Origin of the sequence: Mesorhizobium sp. IMUNJ 23033, assembly GCF_044778005.1 — a bacterium.
GTDB classification, from domain to species: domain Bacteria; phylum Pseudomonadota; class Alphaproteobacteria; order Rhizobiales; family Rhizobiaceae; genus Mesorhizobium; species Mesorhizobium amorphae_A.
The window spans coordinates 21,952-46,056 of sequence record NZ_JBJACT010000026.1 but is presented as its reverse complement, the minus strand read 5'-3'; the positions used below and the strand labels follow the sequence as shown (position 1 = coordinate 46,056).

The following is a 24,105-nucleotide window of genomic DNA, read 5'->3' as shown; positions in this document are numbered from 1 at the left end:
TTCAGCCGAACACGTCGTGCGTGAAGGCGTCGTACCAGCCGTTCGCGGTGCGCACCACCTGGCGGCGGAGTTCGGCATCCTCCCCGACCGCGCTGAGCAAGATTTCGCTGATCTTGATGGTCTCTGCCGTGGCCTTGAAGCTGATGGCATCGCTCACCGCATCGTCGGCGGCGAGAAAGGTGAAGCAGGTGTTGAACAGGTGAGGTTCGATGGCCTCGGAGCCGGCGAGCGCGGTGGCGATGGCGAAGGCGCAAACCTTGGCCTGGCTGTTCGTGACGAAAGCCGATTTCGGCATGTCGCCGGCGCTGGTCGCGTCGCCCACCACGTAAATTCCCGGCTGCAGCTTCGACTCGAACGTCAGCGGATCGATCGGACACCAGCCCGACTGATCGACGAGGCCCGCCCGCCGCGCCAGCTCGCCGGCCATCTGCGGCGGGATGATATTGGCGACGGCGGCCTTGAATGTGCCGCCCGCGGTCTTGACGGCACGGCCCTTCACGTCGACCGCCTGGATGCCGCCGGTGAATTGACCGGGCAGCCATTCTATCATGCCTGGATAGTGGCGGCTCCAGCCGTCCTGGAACAGATCCTGCTCGAAGAAACTGTCCTTGGAATCGAGAATCAGGATTTTCGCCCGCGGCTTGAACTGCTTGAAATAGTAGGCGATCAGAGATGCGCGCTCGTAGGGACCAGGCGGGCAGCGGAATGGATTAGGGGGGGCGGTGATCACGAATACGCCGCCATTCTCCATGCTTTCGAGCTGTTCACGCAGCAGCTTGGTCTGCGGCCCGGCATTCCAGGCATGCGGCAGGCTCTCCGTTGCGGCCTCGTCATAGCCCTCGATGTCGCTATATCTGAAAGCGATGCCCGGGGCGACGACGGCGCGGTCGTAGCTGAGCTTGGTTCCGTTCTTCAGCGCGACGACCTTGGCCACCGGGTCGACCGCTTCGGCCGTGTCGTGAATGACGGTGATGCCGTATTTCTGCGCCAGCGTTGCATAAGAATGCGTGAGCGATTCGAGCGAGCGAAGCCCGGCGAGATAAAGGTTGCTGAAGAAGCAGGTCGTGTAGCTCGGCTTCGGTTCGACCAAGGTGACATCGAGGCCTTTTTCGCTCGCCGCCAAATATTTGGCGACGGTCGCGCCACCGACGCCGCCGCCGACGACGACGACTCGCGCCTTGGCTTGGCCTCTTGCGACGCGTGGACCGAACGGAACGAGACAAGCCGCTCCCGCAAGGTGAGTGAACTTGCGACGTGTCCAGCGGTTCATGGCTGCGTCGTTTCCTTTCCCAGCGTCGAGAGATAGCGCGCCACCGTCGCGACCTCCTCGTCAGTGAGCGAGCGGACCATGATGTACATGATCTGGCTCGGCCGCTCGCCCGACTTGAAGGCTTGCATCGCGCTGACAAGTTTGTCCTGATCCACTCCGGCGATCGGCGGAATGGCCATGTCCCGGCCGTCGAGGCGATGGCAGGAAGCGCAGGCCGCGGTGAGCTGCGCGCCCTGATCGGCGCCCGCCGCACCGGATTGGCTGACGAGCAGGACGAACCCTGCGGCGATCGCGGATCGCGTAACGGGGCGCATGCTCAACGCCCCTCCGTCTCGGAGTTTTCCCGTCACGTTTCTCCCCCTCAACTCCTACCAACGCAATTCACGGCAGCTCGATGGCCTCGCCATCTCAAGCCACGGTGAGCTGGTGCGACAACGCATAGACGGCGCCCCCATCTTCTTCCCACATGAAATCGAGCCGGCCGCTCTCTGTCGCGCGCAGGGAAAATTCGAAGAAAGGGTTGGCGGCAATCGCCTCGTGAAGATCGACGCTGAACACCATGGCGTCGTTATAGCGGCAGACAAATCTGTTGATGATCTTGCGCGGGATCACATTGCCTCGATCATCGTGGCGCAGCCCTGTTTCCATCTCATGGCTGATGATGGTTTTGACCTGAAAGACTTCGCCCTTCACCGCAGCGCTTGGTACGACCACGCGTGGTGTGGGGGTGATCACTGTCTCTCTCCCGTATCTCAGGCGCAGCCATTCGTGGCGACACGGACCCAGGCCTTGGTCATCAGCAAAACGCCGTCATTCATCTCGGCGACAGCTACGACATGCTGCGGTTTGGCAAGGCGGATGCGTGTCGATACGCGGGCTATGCTGCGTTGGGGAACGAAATGGAAACTGGCGACTTCGATGATCGGGTTCTGCGGCGCGAACACGCGGATTTGCCTCACATGGTCGGTCTCGGTCATGGGGCTGTCGATGTCAAGGCTCATCGGCACGGTGTAGCCGGTTGGGAAGACCGCCGGCATTATCAGGTGAAGGCGATCCGATGCGATGGCCGTCCGCCCGGTGAGCTGCTTGACGAGTTCCAGCGCTTCATCGCTCGCACGCGCGCCCCGCGGCGAGAAGAGCACGACCCCGGCAAACCCCGCACTCCCGGCGATCAAGACATCGCGGCGCGTCAAGCTCATCGTCCCGGTCTCCAAACCCTGCCACCGCACTACGCCACTCCGAACACATATCGGCGGCAGCAGGCAGCGCACTCGGGCACCTCAGCGCGACAACTTTTCAGAAGGAAACCTTAACACTGACAACCGCCCTGAGCAATCTCGCGGAAGCGTCCAAGGTTTTTTCGGCGCCCTCGAAACCTCACGCATTGGTTTCTTTCTAACCTGACCGATTTCAACGACTTTATTTTCACGTTCGGTGCGGTTTCGTGGTACTTTCTTGAGGATCGGAGACTTTGGCCAAGCCCCTCTATCTTGTTGTCCACGGCAAGAACCAAAGCTGAAGCGCAATGTCCAAGTTCCGCAATGCGATCAGGCTCGACGGCGCGACAGCCGCCCGCGAGTCCGGGCTCGGCGAAGCAATTGTGGCCGGGGCTGGCGGTACCGTTTCCGCTGACGCTCAGGCCGCGTTCGAGCGAGCGCTGGAGCTTGACTCCGGCAATCCGAAGGCTCGTTTCTTCCTGGCGACGGCGCAAGCGCAGGAAGGCCGCGTTGCCGATGCCGCCGTTGCCTGGCAGGCGATGCTTGCGGATATTCCCGCCGATTCCCCCTGGCGCGGTGCTGTCGAACAGGTGCTTACGGAAGCCGCAGAGCACGTGGCAACTGCGCCGCCAGAGAGCGCACAACCGAGCCCCAGCCAGCAAGATATCGACGCTGTCGCCGAGATGACACCGACGGATCGCAACGCGATGATCGAAACAATGGTCGTCGGACTCGACAGGCGGCTGCGCGAATACCCGCAGGACCGGGAAGGATGGAGGCGTCTTGTGCGTTCGTACATTGCCCTCGACAGGGCAGCGGATGCCCGTGAAGCGCTCGGTCGCGGGGTTCGTTCACTCCGGCGCTGAAACCGGCACGGCCAGGGAGCTCGAAGCCTTCGCGACCTCGCTTGGACTTTCGGGGACGGAGTGACGGCATGACGCGCAAACAGAAAAGACTGTCGGTTATCGGCGGCGCTTTGGCGTTTCTGGGCGCGGCGACGATGCTGACATTCGTCGCGCTTGGCCAGAAGACGACTGTCGGTTATCGGCGGCGCTTTGGCGTTTCTGGGCGCGGCGACGATGCTGACATTCGTCGCGCTTGGCCAGAAGACGTCGTACTTCTATATGCCTGCCGACCTCAATGAGAACGCAGTCGCCCCCGGCGAGCGCATCCGTCTCGGCGGACTTGTCGAGAAAGGCTCGATCGTGCGCGGCGGGGGCACCAAGGTGGCGTTTGGCGTCACCGACAAAGACCAATCCGTGAAGGTGGGGTCTACACCGGCAGCAGGCCCGATCTCTTCCGCGAGGAGCAGGGCGTCGTAACAGAAGGGACATTCCGCGAGGACGGGGTTTTCGTGGTCGACGGCGTTCTGGCCAAGCACGATGAAAACTACATTCCGAAAGAAGTAGCCGACAGCCTGAAAGCGAAAGGCGTATGGCAGGAGAATTGATGCCATTTAGTCGGACGTTGCTCTAGGATAGCGTCATGGTTGAAACCGGTCACTTCGCGCTTGTACTTGCCTTCGCGCTGGCGCTCGTCCAGTCGGTGCTTCCTCTGGTTGGCGCGCGAACCGGCAACGAGCGGATGATGGCCGTCGGCGGGCCGGTTGCCGTTACAGGGTTTGCGCTGACGGCCGTCTCGTTCGTCGCGCTCACCATCGCCTATATTCACTCGGATTTTTCGGTCTTGAATGTCTGGCAAAATTCCCATTCGCAGCAGCCGCTGCTCTACCGGATCACCGGAACCTGGGGCAATCACGAAGGATCGATGCTCCTTTGGGTCTTGATCCTCACCCTGTTCGGGGCGCTGGTGGCGGTGTTCGGCAACAACCTTCCGGCATCGCTGCGCGCCAATGTCCTGGCTGTTCAGGGCTGGATCGGCGCGGCTTTCCTTCTCTTCACCCTTGTGACGTCAAATCCCTTCACCCGTCTGACACCAGCCCCGAGCGAGGGGCGCGAGTTGAACCCTGTGCTTCAGGATATCGGTCTCGCCATCCATCCGCCGCTTCTCTATCTCGGCTATGTCGGCTTTTCGGTCTGCTTTTCGTTTGCCGTCGCGGCGCTGATGGATGGCCGCATCGACGCGGCCTGGGCGCGTTGGGTGCGTCCCTGGACGCTGGCCGCATGGATGTTCCTCACCGGCGGCGTCGCCATGGGGTCCTACTGGGCCTACTATGAACTCGGCTGGGGCGGCTTCTGGTTCTGGGACCCGGTCGAGAACGCCTCGTTCATGCCGTGGCTCGCTGGCACGGCGCTGCTGCACTCCGCCATCGTCATGGAAAAGCGGTCGGCCCTGAAGATCTGGACGCTGCTTCTGGCGATCCTGACCTTTTCGTTGTCCTTGCTCGGCACGTTTCTGGTCCGCTCAGGCGTGTTGACGTCGGTCCACGCCTTCGCGACGGATCCGACGCGCGGCGTGTTCATTCTCGCCATCCTAATGATCTTCATCGGCGGGTCGCTGACACTTTTCGCCTATCGGGTCTCGACGCTGGCCGCCGGAGGCCTGTTCCATCCCATATCGCGCGAGGGCGCGCTGGTTCTCAACAATCTTTTCCTGACGACCGCTGCCGCGACCGTTCTGGTCGGTACGCTTTACCCCCTGCTGGTCGAGGTTATCGCCGGCGACAAGATCTCTGTCGGCGCGCCTTTCTTCAACCTGACCTTCGCTCCATTGATGGTACCGCTTCTGGCCGTCGTGCCCTTCGGTCCGCTTCTCACCTGGAAGCGCGGCGATCTCTACGCGGTTGCGCAGCGCCTCGTTTTTGCCTTTGGCGCCGCGCTCGTCGCGATCATGGTGACGTTGTTCTTCGTCGACGGCACGTCGGTTCTGGCCGCGCTCGGTGTCGGCCTCGCTTTCTGGCTGATCATCGGGACACTGACGGATATCGCCTTGAAATCGGGGGTCGGCAGCGCGACCCCCGCCGTGGCGCTGCGCCGTTTCGCCGGCTTGCCGCGCTCGGTCTACGGCACGTCGCTCGCCCATATGGGCCTCGGCCTGACCACGCTCGGCATTGTCGCCGTGGGCTTTCTGGAGACCGAAAGGATCGTCACGATGCGTCCCGGAGAAACGCTCGAAATTTCCGGCTACACGCTCCGCTACGACGGCATTCATCCGCTCACGGGACCAAACTATACCGAAGGCCGCGGACGGTTCGTGTATTTTGACTCGAGCGGCAAGGTTTTGGGCGAAATCGTTTCGTCGAAGCGATTCTACACCGCGCGTCAGATGCCCACGACCGAGGCGGGGATCGCGACGCGCGGTTTCAGCCAGATTTATGTTTCGCTCGGCGATTCCACGCCCGATGGTGCCATCGTCGTGCGCGTCTGGTGGAAACCTGTTGTCACCCTTATCTGGATCGGTGCGTTGGTGATGATGACCGGCGGTGCGGTCTCGCTCTTCGACCGGCGACTTAGGGTCGGTGCGCCGTCGCGCCGGAAACTCCCCATCTCGGATGTTGCAAATCCGAGTGCGCCATGATCGCCAACCACATCGCAATCGGCGTGATCGCTCTGACAATGGCCTTGGCGATGGCCGCAGCGACCGCGCCCGCCCATGCGGTTCAGCCGCAAGAAGTGCTTGCCGATCCGGGGCTCGAAAAACGTGCGCGCGCCCTGTCGGTGAAACTCAGATGCATGGTCTGCCAGAACCAGTCGATCGACGATTCGAATGCCGAACTCGCCGGCGATCTGCGTGTGCTTGTCCGCGAACGGCTCGTGGCCGGCGATACCGACGGCGAGGTCATTGATTTCGTGGTGTCGCGCTATGCGAATTCGTACTCCTGAAGCCGCGGTTTAGCGCGCGCAATGCACTGTTATGGGCGACACCGGTGATCCTGCTTCTTGGCGGCGGCGCATCTATCGTCTTCAATGCCCGAAACCGCAGGCGTGACGAGGTCGCAGTCCTTACCGCAGAGGAAAGAGCGGCGCTGGGGACGATCCTTCAGGATCGCGATTGACGGGTTTGACGGGCAGGCTTTGAACCGCTGGATAGAGGGCAAAGGCCGGGCGTTACACTTCTTGTTCGCCTGCTCGATTGGCCAGCCCTTCGGGTGGTCTGGGGTGAATGCTAGCACTGAGCACGCAGAGAACGCAGGCACCCCACAGCGTCGACAACGCTCACAACCGAGCTGACGCCCTTGACCCATTAGAGAACAAGATCGGTCGCGATGTGATATTTATGCTCGTGTCCGTGAAGGTCCGCAAATGGCGCAACGTGCTCGTTCCGGTCGACGAAACGTACGGCAGGAAACCATCTATCTCGGCTGTTGGCGGCAGCCAGCTGATAGAGTTTTGACCCTAGCACTACTTTGGCAGATTTTTAGCAAGGCGAGCATTTTGAGGATTCCCGAGAGGCGTCTTCGGTGATTCATAGGAGGTCGGCTTTTTGGAGGGGCCGGCCATGGATGGGGACTGGCAAGCTGATTTGGAGCGCTGGCTCGCGCCGTTTGTTGCGGCGCTGAGGCACAAGACGAGAGCACGGATGTGCCCGGCGTATGTCGCGGGATTGAACGCGCAAAAAAGCGCCACAAGCAGTCATTCTGCGTTTTCACCATTCCTTGTTCGGACCTTGGTCGTGAATCCACCGCACGTTTGGCATAGGTAGTGTCGTCGCTGCGCTAGCGTCTACGGTCCTAGATCGAGCGTGTTCTTGATAACGCGATCGATTTGAAGGGTACCGTGCTCGGCTCTAAGTCTCTCGATGACACGCGCCCGATTTTCCAAATGTTTAACCTGTGCTTCCCAACCTTCGTCTGGCTCTCGCAAGCTCAAGCATGTCGAGTCAAAGTCAAACGGGAACGGATGATAGCGGCGCATGCCCCGATCAGCGAGGCATGGACGCCCGTCATGTTGATAGACCCCTTGGTCAAATCAACGATGGTCACACGAGACTGTACTTCCTCGGCCACTACAGGAGGCCTGCCTTCCGCCTGCGCGACTTAACCTTTGTGGCAGGCGCTTTGGCTGGTTTCTTTGAAGCGGAGCGCCTACTTCTGACCTTCTTCTTGGCAACATCTGCCTTCTTGGCAACGGCTGCGGGCCTGGAGAGATCAAGGACCACCACATCGATGAGCCCATCAAGCTCCTTTGCCATTTTGCCGACAATCTGGTTCCTAAGCTGTTCTGGCGATGTAATCGACGGTTCCCACTTGCCCGCGACAGTCTCGCCATTGCCAAACCATAGCACCAGATAGACCCCCTGCCGGGCCGCGTCGGGATGGATTGCGTATCTCTCATCAAGCTGCGCTGCCGCCGCCGTGAATAGATGCGCGTTCCATTGGCCTTTCACTTCGACCACGAGCAAGAACCGGGCGCCAGAGACCGTTGCAGCCGCGGTGAAGTCGCAACGGTTTCCGGCCGCCATGTGGTGTTCGATCACCACCGAGAGCCCGAGCGCGGTCATCCGCCCATTGAGCCTGTCGACGATGCGATTGCGCGCTGTATTCTCGTCGACGTGTTTACCGCTCTCGTAGAAAGTGTCGAGTGGGTCAGTCTCCGAACCCTTCAGCCACTTCTGGACTTCCACCAGTTCTTCTACGAGGAGCGCTCGCAGGTCTTCGACCGTTGCAATATCGTTCTTCTCGAGAAGTGCGGATATGTCGGAAGGTGCGGGCGCGCGGAAATCCTGAAGCGCGAGCTGCCGTTTGGCTTCGGCGCGGACTGTCAGCAGGATATCCCGGAAGGTTTCAAAGCGAGGATCGGCAAGCATTCGCTCCAACACCGGAAGCCTGCGATCCGGCAAGTCATTGGCGATTCTCCAGCCGCAGTCATGAAGAAAACGATAGGCTTTTTCATTTGGCGGGTCTCCCGAACCGAAAGAGCTTGGAAGGTGAACCTTTGGCCAGACCGTCACGAAGGCATCGAATATCTTGTAGATGGCCTCTGCAGTGAGAGGCGGCCAGAACGCTCCCTCACTTCTTCCGAAACGCCCGGTTCTATCCTCGATTGCAAATATCGTGTCGGAATCGGCGCGAAGCTCAGCCCATGACTCGTTTGCCTTCCCCGTGCTGAAAAAGAAGGAGTTGAGCAGCCAGAATTTGCGTCGCGCCCGGCCGCGTTTGTCCGCGTCTGTGTGGCTGCCGCTGTCGGCCACAGGGTCGGCCAGCCGCGCGTCGATCAGCTGGGCGAGTTGCGTGCGATCGGCATGTACAGCCGCCAGTTCAAAAAGTTGCCTCACCGCTTCGAGAGGCATGAAGGGGAACCGGCCCAGCCACTCGAGTGGCAACGTTGCCCGCAGGTGCTGAAACGCAGTTTTGCGTTCGAGCCAGTCGACGCGGGTTGGAGTCTCTTCGCTCGAAGCGAGCTGCACCTCCAGAAACCGCCTCGCAAAGTCCTCCGCTGCGCCCGACTCGGCGAACAGAATATGATCCAGCTCATCCTCGAATGCCCTCTCTTCGCCTTCTTCGAGTGTGGGATACGAACTCATTTCCGCCTTGACCGCGGCCAGGATGGAACTGTCGATGGTGTCCAGCGACTCGCCGTCCCTAAAGCGCGCCAGACAGGCGGCCAGCAGAATGTCCGCGACGACGACTCCTTGGCGCCTACCGAGTGCTTCCAGCGCCGGAACTTTGTCCTTTAACTCGGTGAGACTGTTGCGGAGGGCGCGAATGGGCGTCTCACCGTAATCCGGGTTCTTGGTTAGTTTTTCCGGCTCGAAAAGGTAGTTTTGCCCGAATTCGGCCAACCAGCCCCCGTGCCTTCCCGCCTCAATCAGCTCGCGGTTCTCTAAGAGGTGGGCGCGGTTCTCATCCTTGATCAGAGCATCGCGGCGCTCGTATCGCCCTTTCCGGTAGCGAACGCGATTCCTCCGATCACGCAGCATCTTCTGCCACGCATGCTGGCGCTTAGACCAGTTGGCGAGAAACCGACTGTCCGATCCAGCCTGCTGGCGCTGAAGGGCACGAAGCTCATTCCTGCCCTTTGCCTCTTCATCCGGATTGTGAGGCGACCAGAATGCTGACCAGAGTTCGACGTTTGCGGTCTCAAATGAGTGCACCGTCATCGCGCGCGAGTCTTCATGGCGCAACCGCAAGCCGGAATGGGTTGTACTGGAGAAGAGACGACTGGCGGCCTCCTGTATCTGGCCGGGGTCGCTGATACCCCCGAAGGCGAGTCTTTGCACCGCTTGGCGCAATCCCGCATCGGCTGCCAGTGTTTTCACGGTCGGGCCGCTGTCTGCGAGGATGCGCCCGAAATACAGTCCCCTGGCCCACTGCCAGATGCGTTCGGGGTGGTGCGGTCCGACCGCCAGAGTGAAATAGCGGTCGAGCAATTCGCCAATGATCTTGCTGATGCCGGTACGGCAGCTACAAAGATATTCATGCTTGGGAGAGCAGGTGCAGGCGAGACCGTCGGCGAGGGCGTCCAGGAAAATGAGCGTACTCTCCATATCGAATGTGCGAACAAGCTGTTTGATGAAGTATCTTGAGCCTATCTCGCGGTCCCGGTCATCGGTGCGCTTCGGATAGAGGGTGGCCAAAAGCCTTAGCAACCCTATGACGCTCTCCGATCCAAACTGGCCGATGCCGGCTTTGATAACAGCCTTTGAGGCAAGCTCGAGCGAGGTACGCGATCCCTCAGAGACAAGCGTGTCGAAATCCGCAAACGCGTTGTAGACCGGCGCATCCAGCAGGGCACCAAACGCAAGCATACGGGTAGAGGAATCGTAGTTCGCGTTAAGGGCCAGCCCCGTGAGCTCCGGAATAAATGACGGCGCCGCCTGTGATCCGTTAATCAACTCCAGGATTAGGTCTCGCAGCGCGCCTGCCTTCGCGGCAGGAGCGAGAAGGGCGCGAACTGTGTCATGGGTATCCGCCGAGAAGAACTGGCCGACATTAAATCTACGCCAAACGTCGCTTCGGCGGAAATAGGGATCATCCTGTGCCACGGCGCTCAGCCTGGCCAGCAGCGCGATCTTGGAGCGGGTAGTCAGCTGCGAAGCGTCGCCGTTGGCGAGTACCGCATAAGGATCAACGGCTATGGCCGCCTCCTGCATCGGCTCCTTGCCGAGCGCAGCCATCCAGCCAAGCATCCCGCGAAGCTCATCGCGAACGACACCACCGGGGGCTACGACGGATAGGACACGGCCCAATGACAGACGGTCTGAGGGATCCTCAATGCGCTTCACGAGATATTGGGCGGAGCAATATTCGGCGGCAATCCTGTGAACCGGCTCATGCTGGTTCGGATCGTTCGAAGGCTTCAGCAACCTGGTATCGGGAAGGAATTGCACTTTGTGAGGAAGGGTGGGTGCAAGCCCTGGGAGGTACGGATAGTCGCGATCACTGAGCGCTTCGGTCGTGCTCACGCCCGTCGCGCCGGAAAGCATCAGCTTGGCGAACACCTGGCCCGCAAGGTCGATGATCTCCGCGATCGAGGGTCTGGCCTGACGGCCGAGGTTTTCATTGGCTTCGTGCGCCAGCCGGCGCACGGCATCCGAGAAGATCTTCGGCTTCGACGTGAAGACTCGACCGCTTTCGAAAAACGCTTCGCCGAGAAGCTGCAAAAACTGGGGATTGCCAAGAAGGGGCAGCAGCTCGAACCGGCTGACCTCGTTCGAGAATGCCGCAAAGTCTTCAGCGGGGAAGCTCGCCTCGAAAAGCTGCCGCTGTTCAGCTTCGCTGAAAGGCTCTAGCTTCACGATGATCGGATCTACGCCGAAACACTCCTTGACATAGGTTGTTCGCGCGAGGTCCCACTCGCTGGATCGCCCGGCAAAGATCACCGTCCCGCAGTTGGCCTCGCTCGCCCGGACAACGATAGTGTCCATGGCCAGCTTGTCGATGCGAGCGACCTCGTCCATCGCATCGATGACCAGGGCCTCCACCGGAGTTCCCGGCAAGCGGTTCCGGAAGACGCTAGCCCGCACCGGAGTGACGGAAAGTAGCCTGCCCAATTGGACCAGAAGCTCTGTTTTCCCTGCTCCTGGTTCGGCAAGCACAATGATAGTGGAACCCTGCTGAAGCAGTTGCTCTTCAGTTAAGGTATGTTGGCCGACTATCAGGGTTCTGGGAATATACAAGCCTTGCACCGGCACATCGTATCAATCGTTGCCCATGGCGTGCCATAGGTTTGAGATTTTATCCCCCGTGCATCCACTTTGGACATGTTGGGCGGTCGTCCGCTTATGGCCCGGTTCAAGTCGATCGCCCAGCGGCTCAATCTCGGTCCCTAAACAGCGTTTTACGGCAGCCATCAGTGCGCAAGGTTCCGAGGTGAAGGCGCCTGACCGCTTATCAGATTTGCTACAAGCAGTGATCGATTGGCGATCCGCACGCGGGCATGTCCGGCAGGCCAGTGCAAATGGTGCATGAGGAGGGCGCCGGCGGATTGGCAGCCGCTGCCAGCGGACTACAGGGCGGCCGCAGAGCGCGCCTGGCAGGAATGGCGGGCACTGCTACTCCTGAGGCGGCCCAAAAGCGAATGACCCCAATGATTAACAACAGGCTGACAACGAGACCCAGAACGGGAGGCAGGAACGTCCATAGCGAAATCGGTGTTCCGACGATGCCAATGGACAGTACGGGAACGATCACGCCGGTCGCGAGCGCCACGATGCCCATGCTGTTGAAATAGTTTGCTGACATTTTGACGCACTCGTTGTGAATCAACTGGCTCATTCGATCCCCCAATCTGAGCCGGTCAGCAAATCACTGAACAGACAGCCTGTCGAGATACGCGGCAGAGCCGACATAGCGGCCGTGTGAGGCCGAGACTACTGCTCGGCGCCATCTAACTTAGGGTCGAAGGCGCCATCTGGGAACGGCCCTGGATAGATCACAATACCGCTGAACAGCCGCTTGGCTGGAATTTTCTTTAGTGCAGCGTCTATTACCAGAAGCGCACTTCGATACGAGAGAAGAACCTCATCGACCGAGGTGGCGATCTCGCCATAGCGAGCCTTGCTCGAACAAACGACATTCGCAATAACGGTGCTGCTTATCGTTCCTTTCAGGCGACCCGATAGATTGACGAGGTCATCCAGCTTGTGGCCAGTTTTCGGGTATTCCACTCCCTCGAACTTCAGCAGGGCCTTGACGGACTTTTCCGCAGCCTGATGAAAACACCACCGCGCATGGCCAAGAGAGATCCCATTCATCAGCGCGGAGACGCCGGCATCAATGTCGACAGATGCTTCGGCAACCAACGGCACGTCATGGTGTGCCATCATTTCGTTGTAGACCATGACGATCCGCCCGAACTGATCACTCAGATCGACATATAGCCGTGTTGGGATGCTGTCGGCATAAGCCTGAGTCAGGTTTTCCAAGCTTTGTAGCAGGTTCATCTTTGGGAACCTGCCTTTGACCAATCGGCTATATTTGAAACCCAGGCGCTCCGGATTTATTTCGACGTTAACCTGGCCATAGATTATCGACACCGACAGCAAAAAGAGATCGCCGTCGATGTCAATGATGCCCGTCGCAGGCGCATAGACGATGTTCAATTTCTTGCCATAGCGATCGTCGAACCGGGCAAAGATGTGGGCCGAGAGCGCTCCGTAGGACAGATCATCAGGGGAAGGATTCCTTATGGGCGATGGCATAGTCAGCCCCAAGCCCCTTTGGGACGAGAAGCGTTGCCATCCTTTAGGTCCCGCCCGGTGAACTTGACGCGTTCTCGGCGCAACTCCTCGTCGATCAGCGCGAGCTCCGCATGCGTCGAGCGACCGAAGAGGACGTCCATCCATAGCGGGTCCATTGCCTATCGTTTTGATCGCCGCCAACCTGCGGCTCGCGCCTCGGCTTCGGAGCAAAACCACCTTTCGCCCTTAGCGGCAGAGATCTTCGTTGCCGAATAAAACTTCTGTCCAGGCAGGTGATAGATGCGCTCACCTTCAGCTGAGATGTTCCCCTTGATGTTGCAGCCAGAGCCAAGCAGACCGAAGCCGGCTGACGGTTCGCTGACGACTTCCGCCTTTTCAGCATTGGCCGCCCGCCAGTCCCATGGCTGATCAAATCGGCCCTGCCAGACGCCCCGATGTGCTGATCGAGCAGACTCCTGCGCGGCGGCGAAAGCTCCACCTGAATAGCGTGGCCAATCAAGGGCCCGACCCTTCTCGACTAGCCACTGTTGGGCGCTGCGGCCATCGGCCCGCGCACAATTCCCGACAATATACCGATCTCTGTCGATGAAGCTGCAGTACAAGGGTCTCGAAGCCGCCAGGAACTCATCAAGGGCTTGGGCAGCCCGGCGCCCGCATGGATATTCGAAGCCCTTGGCGTCATCGCAATATTGTCTGCTCACGGGTGCATCGATGCCATTGAAGCGGATGCGCTGGCCTTCGATTTCAACGGTGTCGCCATCTATGACTGAGGCGCGGCCCTGCATCGGACCCGGCAGCGGCTTACCCAGCCCGATATCGTGCTCTGAAGGCCTTCAATGATATTGCTGACCACTTGCTGGCTCGATCCCTTCAACACTAGGGAAATACCGGGAGCCGCTGTCAGCGATTTTGCCTTGGGTCTTTCCGCCATGGACCGGCAGCCTCGGCGGCGCTCATCGCGTCCGTCGTCGCGACTTCGCGAACGTGTCGAAGGAGACGGCAAGAACGATGATTACGCCGATGATGATCTGCTGGATGTAGGATGACACATTCATCAGCACGAGGCCATTGAGCAGCACGCCGATGAGAATCGTACCGATGACGGTACCGAAGATCGTCCCGACGCCGCCGAAGAGGCTGGTGCCGCCGATCACCACCGATGCAATGACGGTCAGCTCGTAGCCGGTGCCGGCAACGGCCTCCGCCGAGTTGAGTCGGGCGGCAAGGACAAAAGCGCCGAGGCCGGCGAAGAACCCCATGATCACATACACGCTGCTGACCACGGCGCGGACATTTAGCCCGGAGAGCCGCGCGGCCTCGGGATTGCCGCCGACCGCATAGACCTGCCGGCCATAGCGTGTATAGCGAAGCACGATATGGGCGAGAATGGCAAAGACCAGGAAGATGATGACAGGGATTGGGATTTGCCATCCGAGGATAGGCAAGGGGCCGATCTTGCCCTGTCCCCACCACACCAGGTCGGGCTCGAATCCGCTGATCGGGCCACCTGCCGCGAACAACAGCGCGGCGCCGCGAAACGCCGACATTCCGCCAAGCGTCACCACGAAGGGCGGCACCTTCAAACGGGTAATGGCAAAGCCCTGCAGGTAGCCGCCCACCATGCCGAGCGCGATCGCCGCGAGTGCCGCCAGGTACCATGCATTGCCGATTGCGTCCTGTCCCTCTCCGACGGTGAACCGGTTGGAGAGGCCGCCCTTGGAGACGGCGGCGGCGACCAGACCGGCAAACGCCAGCAGCGAGCCGATCGAAAGGTCGATGCCGGCCGTCAGGATGACGAAGGTCATGCCGATCGCCAGCAGCCCGACGATCGACACCTGGCGCATGACGTTGAAAAGATTGATCGACGACAGGAAGCGGGGTTCCATGATCGCGAACGCAGCCATCAGCACCAGCAGGAAGATCAGCGGCGCAAAGCGGGCAAGGAAACCGAACGGGTCGATCTTGGCCGGCGTGGCCGGTGCAGATGGCTTCACGTCAACCAAGGGGTCCTCTCCTAACTCGTCAGGGCGGCGCTACGCGTCATCATCGACATCAGGACTTCCTCGCTGGCCTCGCTGCGGGAAATCTCGCCCGTCACCCGCCCCTCGCGCATGGTGACGATGCGGTCGCTGATCACCAGGATCTCCGGCAGTTCGGAGGAGATGGCGATGACGGCAATCCCCGATCGCGCCAGCTCGAACAACAGGTTGTGCACCTCGACCTTTGCCCCGACGTCGATGCCGCGCGTCGGCTCGTCGACGATCAGCACCTTGGGCCGCAGCGCCAGCCAGCGCGCCAGAACGACTTTCTGCTGGTTGCCGCCGGACAGGTCGACCACGAGCTGCTCCGGGCTCGCCATGCGGATGTTGAGCGCGCGGCGGAAGTCGCCGACCAGCTTCTTCTCGGCCGGCTCGTCAACGAAGAACAGCCAGCGCTTAAGCTGGTCGAGAGAGGCCACGCTGACATTCATCCTAATGGCGAGCGACAGGAAGAGCGCCTGCTGCTTGCGGTCCTCGGGGACAAGCCCAATGCCGTGGCGGATGGCTTCCCGCGGCGAGCGGATGTCGACAGCCTTGCCGTCGACGAGAATGCGTCCGTCGTCGAACGGGTCGGCGCCGAATATCGCCCTGGCCATTTCCGTGCGACCGGCCCCGACCAGCCCCGCAATCCCCAGAATCTCGCCGTGGCGCACCGAGAGCGACACATCTTCGAGCACGGTTGCGTGCGGGTCGCGAGCGTTGCCGCGGCGGGTAAGGCCTTCGACGGCCAGCGCGATCTCGCCCGGCTCGCCTGCCTCGCGACGCTCGAAAAGGGCGCTGGCGACGCGGCCGACCATCATGCGGATGATGCCGTCGACATTCGTTTCGGCGACGGCGCCGCTGCCCACCTGGCGGCCATCGCGCAGCACCGTGTAGCGGTCGCAAATCTCGAACACTTCTTCCAGCCGGTGCGTGACGAAGATGATGCTGAGGCCCTGCGCCTTCAGGTCCCGGACGATGCGGAACAACTTGTCGACCTCGGTCGAGCTCAATGCCGATGTGGGCTCATCCATGATGATCAAGCGCGAGCGCATCGACAGCGCCCGCGCAATCTCCACCATCTGTTGCTCGGCGACGGAGAGATCGCTGACCCGCGACATTGGGTTCAGATCGAGCCCGATGCGCTGCGTTATCAATCGGGTCTCGGCCGCCATCTCCTTCCAGTTGACGAAGAAACCGGACCCCGGCTCGCGGCCGATAAAGACGTTCTCGGCGATCGTCATGTTCGGAGCGAGCGTGAACTCCTGATAAATCGTGACGATGCCGAGCAGTTGCGCGTCGTGAGGGTGAGAAAGCGCCAGCGGCTTTCCGGCGAAGGAGATGGCGCCGGCGTCCGGACCTTGGGCTCCCGAAAGGATCTTGAGCAGGGTCGACTTGCCCGCGCCGTTCTCGCCGAGCAGGGCGTGGATTTCTCCGGAAGCGACCTCCAGATCGACGTCTTCGAGCGCCTGGACCCCGGGGAAGCCCTTGCTGATCTTGGTCACCCGCAGGAGTGGTTCTGTCATGTCGGGTGCAGTCAGGATGAGTGCGCAAGAGGAAGGGCGCGAGAGACCCGCCCGGTGATTTGGTCGTACGGGACGCCACGGCAGTCGCGTGGCGTCCTCAGGCGATCAGACTGCTACTTCACCTCGCCCATGCGCTCGGCATCCTTGAGGTTGTCCTTGGTGATGGCGATCGGCGTCAGCAGCGTGACCTTCTTGGCCGGCTGCTTTCCCTCACGCAGGAAGCTGACCAGCGTGTCCACGGCCAGACGGCTCTGGCCGCCCGGCATCTGTTCGATCGTCGCGGTGAGCGTGCCGTCGCGGATCTGCGCCAGCGCTTCTGGCAGCGCGTCGAAACCGATGGTCGCGACCTTGCCGAGGTTGCGCGCCTTCAGAGCCTCGAGCGCGCCGAGGATCATGTCGTCGTTCGCGGCGACGATCACGTCGGGCGGCGTCGGCATGCCGGCGAGCGCGGATTCGGTGACCGACAGGCCCTTGGCCCGGTCGAAGCCGGCGGTCTGCTCGAACACGATCTTGTACTTGTCGGCAGCCTTGTCGAGGACGTTATGGAGCCCCTTGTTGCGGTCGATGGCGGGGCTGGCTCCGGACTGGCCCTGCAGGTTCATGACCGTAGCGCCGTTCGGGAAGAGCTTCATCACCAGCTCGCCCTGGGCCTCGCCGCCCTTGACGTTGTCGGCGCCGACATGGGCGAGGATGCCCGGAACCTTGTCGACGCGGCGGTCGATGGTGACGACCGGTATCTTGGCATCGACGGCTTCCTGCAGCGCCGGCGCCATGGCGTCGACCTCGTTCGGGCTGATGACGATGCCGTCGACGCCCTGGGTGATGGCGGCCTCGATGTCGGCGGTCTGCTTGGGCGAGGAGACCTGGCCGTCGCTCTCGATCACAGTGATCCCGCCGAGCTTCTCGGCCTCGGCCTTCATCTGGTTCATCATGTGGACGAAGAACGGGAAGGTCAGTCCCGGTACCGATTCCATGATCGTTAGAGGCTTGTCCTCGGCATGCGCCGGAAGCAAAAGCCCGAATGCAATGCTCACTGCGCCGGCAAGCGCCAGCGTCTTCCTGATCACCGTCATGTCTTCTCCTCCCAAAGAGCCCGAACGCTAGTCGGACGCCCGGATAGTGTCAAATGGTCTGACCACTTACAAGGCGTCAGGAACGATCGGTCTGGCGGAGGATGGCGGTCGCCGTCAGGGGCTTGTCCCGCCAAGGGATCGGCTGATGCGAACAATGCCGTCAAGAGAGGGCAACAAAGTCATGACCTGACGGCTTGGATGGTGGGCGTGACGCCGTCTCCGAACTGCGTGACCTCTATCTTGAGGCGGCCCGTGCTGGGCAGGTCCTGACTCGGTTTGGGCGGCCAAAGATACTATCCACGCTCGCGATCGACGTTGGTCGGATAGAACGACATATCAAGCCCCTCTTGGGTCGCTTGCTCGGCGCGAGACATCGGTGCGGGAGACGTGCAGCGCATGGCAAATGACTTCGCCGCTGGCAAAACAGCCGGCACGATCAAAACGGGAAGGCGTGGCAAAGCAGTCGTAAAGGACGGCGGCCCGTGTCGTTGAACTGCTGGGTGGCGCCAGGCGAGAGGAAACCGGTCCGTAGACCGTCCTTTGGGTCACATTCAGTAATGAGTTTTGAGGGTGCTTTTCGGGTCTCTTATCGGGACCGAAGGTCTCGGACTAGCGTCAAGCCATTGAAAAGTCTGGTACGCCCAAGGGGAATCGAACCCCTGTTCCCGCCGTGAGAGGGCAATCGGACTTTTGCAGATGTTTCATGTCGCGTCCATGTCGCATGGACCTGCCGACAGCTTCTGTAAGTCATTAAAAATAAACGGTAGCCATTTGCAACATGATGCGACATGAAAAGAACATCGGTGGCATTTAAGCAATTGATTTTATTGGTGATCCCGACAGGAATCGAACCTGTGACCTACAGATTAGGAATCTGCCGCTCTATCCTACTGAGCTACGGGACCACGCGGCCCGACACATAGCCGCTTCGGATCGTTTCGCCAAGAGGAAGGTTCAAAGCGCCGAGTGGATACGCCAAGGCGTGGCGCGGCCTTGAATTCCAAGGCCTGCCCTGACAAGCCCGCAATCTCGTCGTGCCCGTGCCCGTGCCCGAACGCCGGCGCCGCATGCGGACCCGGAGCCAAAGTCCGTCAGGCGGCCAGCGCGGTTTCGGCCAGCTTCACCCAATAGCTCATGCCGTGCGGGATAACCTCGTCGTTGAAGTCGTAGGCCGGGTGGTGGAGGCCGGCGGTGTCGCCATTGCCGATGAAGATGAAGGCGCCGGGGCGGGCTTCCAGCATGTAGGAGAAATCCTCGCCGCCCATCACCGGCTGGATGGCGCGGTGCACCTGGGCGTTGCTCGCGACATCGGCCGCGATATCGCCGGCAAAGACCGTCTCTTCGGCGTGATTGAAGGTGACGGGATAGTTGGCGTTGTAGTCGACCTCGATCGTCGCGCCGAAGGCGGTGGCCAGCCCCTGGCAAATGGTGCGGATGCGCTCCTCCGCCTTTTTTGCGACTTCCTTCTTCAGTGAGCGCACGGTGCCGGCGATCTCGGCGCTTTCGGGAATGACGTTATAGGCGTCGCCGGCGTGGAACTTCGTCACCGACACCACCACCGCCTCGACCGGGTCGGTGCTGCGCGAGGCGACCGTCTGCAATGCGCCGACCAGCTGGCTGGTGATGACGATCGGATCGATGGTGCCGTGTGGCATCGCCGCATGGCCGCCGCGGCCCTTGACGGTGATGGTGAATTCGGCGGTCGCCGCCATGATCGGGCCCGGCCGGATGGCAAACTGGCCGACCGGCAGGCCCGGCATATTGTGCATGCCGAACACTTTGGAGATGGCGAAGCGGTCCATCATGCCGTCCTTGACCATCTCATTGCCGCCGCCTCCGCCTTCCTCGGCCGGCTGGAAGATCACAGCCACGGAACCGCTGAAATTGCGGGTCTCGCTCAGGTATTTGGCCGCGCCCAGCAGCATCGCCGTGTGGCCGTCATGGCCGCAGGCATGCATTTTGCCGGGAATGGTGGACGCATAGGGCTTGCCGGTGATCTCGTTGATCGGCAGCGCGTCCATGTCGGCGCGCAGCCCAATGGTCGTGCCGTCGCCCTTGCGGCCGTGGATGATGCCGACCACGCCGGTCTTGCCGAGGCCTGTCACCACCTCGTCGCAGCCGAATGCCTTCAGCTTCTCGGTGACGAAAGCGGCGGTCTGGAAGACGTCGAAGTTCAGTTCCGGCGTCTGATGCAGGTGTCGTCGCCAGCCGGCAACCTCTTCTTGCATCTCGGCGGCGCGATTCAGGATTGGCATGATCGGTCCATTTCGCTGTTGGGGCAGCCGGGTTGCGTCTGCTCAATTGCAATCGTGATTGTCCGGCACTTTGCCATGTTGGCGTCACATAGGGTAAATAGCACCGCAGCAAAGCGGTCCGGGGATGAGGGTCGGACCAATATGCTGGCGACCGTGTAATGAAATCTTACGGAGCCAGAGGCGACTACGGCAAGAGGCGATTTCGGATTCCATGATGCGGTACAGGCATTTTCTCAAATTGTTGCTGGCGGGCGCAGTTGCGCTGCCCGCCTTCGCGACATCGGTTCTCGCCAATCCGCTGGTCCTGTTCGACCTGCAGACGGGCAAGATCCTCGAGCATCAGGACGCCTTCAAGCGCTGGTATCCGGCCTCGCTGACCAAGCTGATGACCGCCTATGTGGCGTTCCGGGCGATTGCGGCGGGCGAGGTCCAGCTCGATTCGCCGATCAAGGTGACGAAGCATTCCGCCGGCGAGCCGCCGAGCAAGATGGGCTTCAAGCCTGGCTCGGTGATGCGGCTCGACAATGCGCTGAAGATGATGCTGGTCAAATCGGCCAACGACATTGCCATGGCCGTGGGCGAGAATGTCGGCGGCTCGCAGGCCGCGTTCGCCGAACGCATGAATGCCGAGGCACGCCGACTCGGCATGATCGGAACGCATTTCGTCAATCCGAACGGGCTTTATTCGCCCGACCAGTACACGACGGCGCGCGACCTCGCCTTGCTGGTGATGGCGATCCGCAGCGAATTCCCGCAATACGCGCCCTGGTTCTCGATCGAGGGGCTGGCGGTCGGCAAGAAGGCGATCTCGAACTACAATCTCCTGATCGGCCGCTATCCCGGCGCCGACGGCATGAAGACCGGTTTCGTCTGTCCTTCGGGCTTCAACATGATCGGTTCGGCAACGCGCAACGGCCGTACGCTGGTGGCGGTGGTGCTTGGCGAAAAATCCGCGGTAAGCCGGGCCGAGACGGCGGCACGCCTCCTCGACCAGGGTTTTGACGCGCCGGCGACCGGCTCGACCACCATCGCCGCCTTGCCGTCCTATGGCGACACGCTCTCGGCCAACGACATGAATGACGAAATCTGCAAGAAAAAGACGAAGGTGGAGCAATCGGAAGCACCGCCCGCCGTTGCCGCCAAGGATGCGCCGAAATCGCCCTATCAGGAAAAGCTCGACCACGTGCCGACCCTGGTTGCCGTCGGCCTCGGCGGCGCCACCGGACCGACGCCGAAGGCGATGCTCGACGAGACCGGCCAGGAATTTGCCGATGTACCGTTGCCGACCTGGCGACCCGACCGGCCAGCACCGGCCGGCGCCACCGTGGTTGGGTCGGCCGCCGTACAGGGCGACCAGCCGGTCAAGGCCGCGAAGAACTAGGCAATGGCAGGCTTCCCTATCCCCGTGTCGGTGCTCACCGGTTTCCTCGGCGCCGGCAAGACGACGCTGCTCAACCGGCTGCTCAAGGATCCCACGCTCGCCGACACCGCCGTCATCATCAACGAGTTCGGCGAGGTGGCGATCGACCATCTGCTGGTCGAGCAGGCCTCCGACGGCATCATCCAGCTCTCCGACGGCTGCCTCTGCTGCACGGTGCGCGGCGAACTGGTCGACACGCTGGCCGATCTCGTCGACCGGCTGCAGACCGGCCGCATCGCCAAACTGGCCCGCGTCGTCGTCGAGACAACGGGTCTCGCCGACCCGTCGCCGGTGCTGCAATCGATCATGGCGCATCCGGCACTGGTCCAGGCTTTCCGGCTCGACGGCGTCATCACTTTGGTCGACGCGGTCAACGGCAATGCGACGCTCGATGCCCATGTCGAGGCGGTAAAACAGGCGGCCGTCGCCGACCGCATCGTGCTGACCAAGACCGACCTGGTGACTGAATCAGGCGATCTCGATGCCTTGCGGACCCGGCTGCGGCAGATCAATCCGGGTGCGGCGCTGCTCGAGGCGGGCGACAGGAGCACGGGCGCGGCGGCGCTGTTCGACTGCGGTCTCTACAATCCGGCGACGAAATCCGCCGACGTGCAGCGCTGGCTCGGCGAAGAAGCCGGCCATGATCATGGCGATCACCATCATGGCGATCACCATCAGGGCGATCACGACCATCACCACGGCCATCGCCACGATTCACGTGTGCGGTCCTATTCGCTCGTACATGACGGTCCGGTGCCGTTTTCGGCGATCGAGATGTTCCTCGACCTGTTGCGTTCCACGCATGGCGAGCGCCTGCTGCGCATGAAGGGCGTCATCGAGTTGCAGGAGGACCCGTCGCGGCCGCTGATCGTGCACGGCGTGCAGAAGATCCTGCATCCGCCGGCGCGGCTGTCGTCCTGGCCCGACGGCCAGCGTGGCACAAGGCTGGTGCTGATCACGCTCGACATGCCGGAGGATTATGTGCGCCGGCTGTTTGCCGCCTTCACCAACCGGCCGTCGATCGACACGCCCGACCGCGCGGCGCTGGAAGACAATCCGCTGGCCATCGCCGGGCGGCGTTAGCTCGCGAAGGTGGCAGATTACCGCAAGATTTCCACGGTGCCGCCACGCTCAACCAGAAAACGATGGCCGCCGGATACCGCCGCCGTTTCGATCAGCTGGTGGCCGGCGTCGGAGCAGAAGGCGGGAATGTCGATGACCGCCAGCGGGTCGGTGGTCTCAAGCCACAGCCGGCTGCCCGGCCGCATCGCGGCCAGCCGCTTCTTCGCCTTCAGCACGGGAAGCGGGCAGTTCAGCCCCTTGAGGTCATAGACAGCGTCAGGATCGACCAAGGGCCTATCTTGTTGTTCAAGCATGATCTTTTTCCGAAAACCGGCTTCCACTTTTCGGGATCATGCTGCGGAACCTCAGCCGCCGAACATGCCGAGCAGCTTCTTCTTCAGCTTCGTCACCGTGCCGTCGCCGGCGTCAGCCGCCTGCGTCTCTGCCGGTGCGGCCTCGGCGGGCTGCGCGATGGTCGCGGTGGCGACCGGCTGCTGTGCCGCGGCCTTCTCGGCCTCTTTCTCGGCCAGTGCCTGCGCCTTTGCGGCCTCTTTCGCAGCCTTCGCTGCCTCTATGGCTGCCAGCCGCTGCTCCTCGGCCTTCTTCTTGGCCGCCTTCTCCGCGTCGAGCGCGGCCATCTTGCGGCCGGCTGGCGAATCGATGCGGCCCATGCGCGCCGTCTCGGTCACCGTACCGTCGGAGTTGAGCGACGGCGGATCGATCGGCACGCGCTCGCCGCGGGCGCGGCGCTTCGACCAGTCGGAAACGATGCTGGCTTCCTTGATGCCGGCAATCGTCGGCTTGGGCGCCGGCACGCTGGACTTGACCGCGCCGCTGAACGCCGCTTCGTAAGTGCTCTGGTAGGCGTTGTAGGCGCTCTTCAGCGAATCCGGCTGCGTGCTGGCGGGGCAGGGCCCGGTCGGATCGAAGGTCGTGCCTTCCGGAGCCACCTGGTTGAAGACGTAGCGCTTCTCGCAGACGTCGACCTTCGGCGGCACCTTGGTGATCTCGAAATTGTCGTAGCCGACCTTCAGCATCTTCCAGAAGTCGTAGTTCGGGTCGTTGCGGTAGCGCGCCATGTTGGCGGGGGTCATGCGGAACGGAAAGGCCTCGATCTGGAACTCGGTCTGGCCGCCCTGGAAGGCGTCGCGGCCGAAGGCATAGATCTGCTCGATCTGCGCGTCCGTCATCGAATAGCAGCCCGAGGACGAGCAGGCGCCGTGCACCATCAAATTGGAGCCGGTGCGGCCGTTGGCGCGATCATAGGCGTTGGGATAGCCGACGTTGAAGGACAGATGGTAATTCGAGCGCGGGTTCATCTGCTGGGGACGAACCGTGTAGAACCCTTCCGGTGCCTGGCGATCGCCCTCGGTGAATTTGGGCCCGAGCTTGCCCGACCATTTGCAGATGTCGTAGCTGGCGACCAGATCGTAGCGGCCGTTGGTCTTGGCCTTCCAGATCTCCAGTTTGCCCTCTTCCTTGAAGATACGAGCCATCACCGAGGAGGTGCGGACCATGCCCTTGGCCTTCATGTCGGCCAGGATCTTGTCCGGCAGCGGCTTGTTGGCCTCCGGGGCGAAATCCTTCATCGAGGAATCGTTGCAGCCGGCCACGCCTATCGCGGCGATCAGGACTCCAGTGCGGGAAAGCTTGGCAAACATGGGTACGGCTACGTCTTTTCTCTCGGGCGACAGATTTCGGCCCCGCCGGCCCACACGCTAA

General features: G+C 61.6%; 20 protein-coding genes, 2 tRNA genes and 2 pseudogenes. 7 read left to right on the top strand and 17 right to left on the bottom strand.

Annotated features, from left to right (window positions below):
• Position 1: 1 nt before the first annotated feature.
• The 4 genes from ACFX5Q_RS24795 to ACFX5Q_RS24780 all read right to left on the bottom strand — a co-directional run bounded on the left by ACFX5Q_RS24795 (position 2) and on the right by ACFX5Q_RS24780 (position 2,469).
• Entirely contained in the window at positions 2-1,270 is a 1,269-nt protein-coding gene (locus ACFX5Q_RS24795) for an FAD-dependent oxidoreductase (RefSeq protein ID WP_404282270.1), read from the bottom strand.
• Positions 1,267-1,584, bottom strand: a complete 318-nt coding sequence (locus ACFX5Q_RS24790; protein WP_404282351.1) for a c-type cytochrome — start codon at positions 1,582-1,584, stop codon at positions 1,267-1,269. Before ACFX5Q_RS24790 ends, ACFX5Q_RS24795 begins: the two co-directional genes overlap by 4 nt.
• A 94-nt stretch (positions 1,585-1,678) precedes the next feature.
• Positions 1,679-2,005, bottom strand: a complete 327-nt coding sequence (gene soxZ / locus ACFX5Q_RS24785; RefSeq protein WP_404282268.1) for a thiosulfate oxidation carrier complex protein SoxZ — start codon at positions 2,003-2,005, stop codon at positions 1,679-1,681.
• A 17-nt stretch (positions 2,006-2,022) separates the two neighbouring features.
• On the bottom strand, positions 2,023-2,469 hold the full coding sequence (locus ACFX5Q_RS24780) for a thiosulfate oxidation carrier protein SoxY (protein WP_404282266.1): 447 nt from the start codon (positions 2,467-2,469) through the stop codon (positions 2,023-2,025).
• 326 nt (positions 2,470-2,795) lie between these two features.
• Between ACFX5Q_RS24780 and ACFX5Q_RS24775 the strand changes: the two genes are divergently transcribed.
• From ACFX5Q_RS24775 to ACFX5Q_RS24755, 5 genes and pseudogenes are all read left to right on the top strand, one after another.
• A complete protein-coding gene (locus ACFX5Q_RS24775) occupies positions 2,796-3,353 on the top strand; it encodes a tetratricopeptide repeat protein (RefSeq protein WP_404282264.1) in 558 nt (185 codons plus the stop codon).
• Between the two features lie 68 nt (positions 3,354-3,421).
• Entirely contained in the window at positions 3,422-3,631 is a 210-nt protein-coding gene (locus tag ACFX5Q_RS24770; RefSeq protein ID WP_404282262.1) for a hypothetical protein, read from the top strand.
• Positions 3,567-3,937 (top strand): annotated as a pseudogene (gene ccmE / locus ACFX5Q_RS24765) (cytochrome c maturation protein CcmE). Before ACFX5Q_RS24770 ends, ccmE begins: the two are co-directional and overlap by 65 nt.
• Before the next feature lie 35 nt (positions 3,938-3,972).
• Positions 3,973-5,964: a heme lyase CcmF/NrfE family subunit gene (locus ACFX5Q_RS24760; protein ID WP_404282261.1), complete on the top strand. Its 1,992-nt coding sequence runs from the start codon at positions 3,973-3,975 to the stop codon at positions 5,962-5,964.
• A pseudogene (locus ACFX5Q_RS24755) lies at positions 5,961-6,442 on the top strand (cytochrome c-type biogenesis protein). The gene ACFX5Q_RS24760 and the pseudogene ACFX5Q_RS24755 overlap by 4 nt, the downstream one beginning before the upstream one ends.
• 950 nt (positions 6,443-7,392) lie before the next feature.
• Here the strand turns inward: ACFX5Q_RS24755 and ACFX5Q_RS24750 are convergent.
• The 11 genes from ACFX5Q_RS24750 to ACFX5Q_RS24700 form a co-directional block, all read right to left on the bottom strand.
• Positions 7,393-11,505, bottom strand: coding sequence for a hypothetical protein (locus ACFX5Q_RS24750; protein ID WP_404282259.1), 4,113 nt, complete (start codon positions 11,503-11,505; stop codon positions 7,393-7,395).
• A gap of 223 nt (positions 11,506-11,728) precedes the next feature.
• Positions 11,729-12,103, bottom strand: a complete 375-nt coding sequence (locus ACFX5Q_RS24745; RefSeq protein WP_404282257.1) for a hypothetical protein — start codon at positions 12,101-12,103, stop codon at positions 11,729-11,731.
• Between the two features lie 95 nt (positions 12,104-12,198).
• On the bottom strand, positions 12,199-13,029 hold the full coding sequence (locus ACFX5Q_RS24740) for a hypothetical protein (protein ID WP_404282255.1): 831 nt from the start codon (positions 13,027-13,029) through the stop codon (positions 12,199-12,201).
• Between the two features lie 2 nt (positions 13,030-13,031).
• Positions 13,032-13,169, bottom strand: coding sequence for a hypothetical protein (locus tag ACFX5Q_RS24735; protein ID WP_404282253.1), 138 nt, complete (start codon positions 13,167-13,169; stop codon positions 13,032-13,034).
• A gap of 18 nt (positions 13,170-13,187) precedes the next feature.
• Positions 13,188-13,814 carry a thermonuclease family protein gene (locus ACFX5Q_RS24730; RefSeq protein ID WP_404282252.1) on the bottom strand — a complete coding sequence of 209 codons (627 nt, stop codon included), beginning with the start codon at positions 13,812-13,814 and terminating at the stop codon, positions 13,188-13,190.
• A 168-nt stretch (positions 13,815-13,982) separates the two neighbouring features.
• Positions 13,983-15,032: an ABC transporter permease gene (locus ACFX5Q_RS24725; protein WP_404282250.1), complete on the bottom strand. Its 1,050-nt coding sequence runs from the start codon at positions 15,030-15,032 to the stop codon at positions 13,983-13,985.
• Between the two features lie 11 nt (positions 15,033-15,043).
• Positions 15,044-16,573: a sugar ABC transporter ATP-binding protein gene (locus ACFX5Q_RS24720; RefSeq protein ID WP_404282248.1), complete on the bottom strand. Its 1,530-nt coding sequence runs from the start codon at positions 16,571-16,573 to the stop codon at positions 15,044-15,046.
• A 113-nt stretch (positions 16,574-16,686) separates the two neighbouring features.
• Positions 16,687-17,646, bottom strand: coding sequence for a substrate-binding domain-containing protein (locus ACFX5Q_RS24715; protein WP_404282246.1), 960 nt, complete (start codon positions 17,644-17,646; stop codon positions 16,687-16,689).
• A 633-nt stretch (positions 17,647-18,279) separates the two neighbouring features.
• A tRNA-Glu gene (locus ACFX5Q_RS24710) sits at positions 18,280-18,375 on the bottom strand.
• Between the two features lie 99 nt (positions 18,376-18,474).
• A tRNA-Arg gene (locus tag ACFX5Q_RS24705) sits at positions 18,475-18,551 on the bottom strand.
• A 186-nt stretch (positions 18,552-18,737) separates the two neighbouring features.
• A complete protein-coding gene (locus ACFX5Q_RS24700; RefSeq protein ID WP_404282244.1) occupies positions 18,738-19,901 on the bottom strand; it encodes a M20 aminoacylase family protein in 1,164 nt (387 codons plus the stop codon).
• 214 nt (positions 19,902-20,115) lie between these two features.
• Here ACFX5Q_RS24700 and ACFX5Q_RS24695 point away from each other — a divergent pair, with 214 nt between their 5' ends.
• On the top strand, positions 20,116-21,282 hold the full coding sequence (locus ACFX5Q_RS24695) for a D-alanyl-D-alanine carboxypeptidase family protein (protein WP_404282242.1): 1,167 nt from the start codon (positions 20,116-20,118) through the stop codon (positions 21,280-21,282).
• A gap of 3 nt (positions 21,283-21,285) precedes the next feature.
• On the top strand, positions 21,286-22,404 hold the full coding sequence (locus tag ACFX5Q_RS24690; protein WP_404282240.1) for a CobW family GTP-binding protein: 1,119 nt from the start codon (positions 21,286-21,288) through the stop codon (positions 22,402-22,404).
• Between the two features lie 17 nt (positions 22,405-22,421).
• Here ACFX5Q_RS24690 and ACFX5Q_RS24685 read toward each other — a convergent pair whose 3' ends face one another.
• Together ACFX5Q_RS24685 and ACFX5Q_RS24680 are read right to left on the bottom strand one after the other, a co-directional pair.
• The gene (locus ACFX5Q_RS24685) at positions 22,422-22,697 is read right to left on the bottom strand and encodes a sulfurtransferase TusA family protein (protein WP_404282238.1); all 276 of its coding nucleotides are present in this window, start codon (positions 22,695-22,697) and stop codon (positions 22,422-22,424) included.
• 51 nt (positions 22,698-22,748) lie between these two features.
• Complete coding sequence (locus ACFX5Q_RS24680) at positions 22,749-24,044, bottom strand: L,D-transpeptidase family protein (protein WP_404282236.1); 1,296 nt, start codon at positions 24,042-24,044, stop codon at positions 22,749-22,751.
• Positions 24,045-24,105 lie beyond the last annotated feature (61 nt).

Excerpts from the sequence above, each read along its gene's own strand:
- ACFX5Q_RS24680 (WP_404282236.1), bottom strand. The coding sequence starts at position 24,044 with ATGTTTGCCAAGCTTTCCCGCACTGGAGTCCTGATCGCCGCGATAGGC.
- ACFX5Q_RS24795 (WP_404282270.1), bottom strand. The coding sequence starts at position 1,270 with ATGAACCGCTGGACACGTCGCAAGTTCACTCACCTTGCGGGAGCGGCT.
- ACFX5Q_RS24730 (WP_404282252.1), bottom strand. The coding sequence starts at position 13,814 with ATGCAGGGCCGCGCCTCAGTCATAGATGGCGACACCGTTGAAATCGAA.
- ACFX5Q_RS24695 (WP_404282242.1), top strand. The coding sequence starts at position 20,116 with ATGCGGTACAGGCATTTTCTCAAATTGTTGCTGGCGGGCGCAGTTGCG.
- ACFX5Q_RS24740 (WP_404282255.1), bottom strand. The coding sequence starts at position 13,029 with ATGCCATCGCCCATAAGGAATCCTTCCCCTGATGATCTGTCCTACGGA.
- ACFX5Q_RS24775 (WP_404282264.1), top strand. The coding sequence starts at position 2,796 with ATGTCCAAGTTCCGCAATGCGATCAGGCTCGACGGCGCGACAGCCGCC.
- ACFX5Q_RS24780 (WP_404282266.1), bottom strand. The coding sequence starts at position 2,469 with ATGAGCTTGACGCGCCGCGATGTCTTGATCGCCGGGAGTGCGGGGTTT.
- ACFX5Q_RS24715 (WP_404282246.1), bottom strand. The coding sequence starts at position 17,646 with ATGACGGTGATCAGGAAGACGCTGGCGCTTGCCGGCGCAGTGAGCATT.
- ACFX5Q_RS24685 (WP_404282238.1), bottom strand. The coding sequence starts at position 22,697 with ATGCTTGAACAACAAGATAGGCCCTTGGTCGATCCTGACGCTGTCTAT.
- ACFX5Q_RS24735 (WP_404282253.1), bottom strand. The coding sequence starts at position 13,169 with ATGGACGTCCTCTTCGGTCGCTCGACGCATGCGGAGCTCGCGCTGATC.
- ACFX5Q_RS24760 (WP_404282261.1), top strand. The coding sequence starts at position 3,973 with ATGGTTGAAACCGGTCACTTCGCGCTTGTACTTGCCTTCGCGCTGGCG.
- ACFX5Q_RS24790 (WP_404282351.1), bottom strand. The coding sequence starts at position 1,584 with ATGCGCCCCGTTACGCGATCCGCGATCGCCGCAGGGTTCGTCCTGCTC.
- ACFX5Q_RS24745 (WP_404282257.1), bottom strand. The coding sequence starts at position 12,103 with ATGAGCCAGTTGATTCACAACGAGTGCGTCAAAATGTCAGCAAACTAT.
- ACFX5Q_RS24700 (WP_404282244.1), bottom strand. The coding sequence starts at position 19,901 with ATGCCAATCCTGAATCGCGCCGCCGAGATGCAAGAAGAGGTTGCCGGC.
- ACFX5Q_RS24720 (WP_404282248.1), bottom strand. The coding sequence starts at position 16,573 with ATGACAGAACCACTCCTGCGGGTGACCAAGATCAGCAAGGGCTTCCCC.
- ACFX5Q_RS24770 (WP_404282262.1), top strand. The coding sequence starts at position 3,422 with ATGACGCGCAAACAGAAAAGACTGTCGGTTATCGGCGGCGCTTTGGCG.
- ACFX5Q_RS24690 (WP_404282240.1), top strand. The coding sequence starts at position 21,286 with ATGGCAGGCTTCCCTATCCCCGTGTCGGTGCTCACCGGTTTCCTCGGC.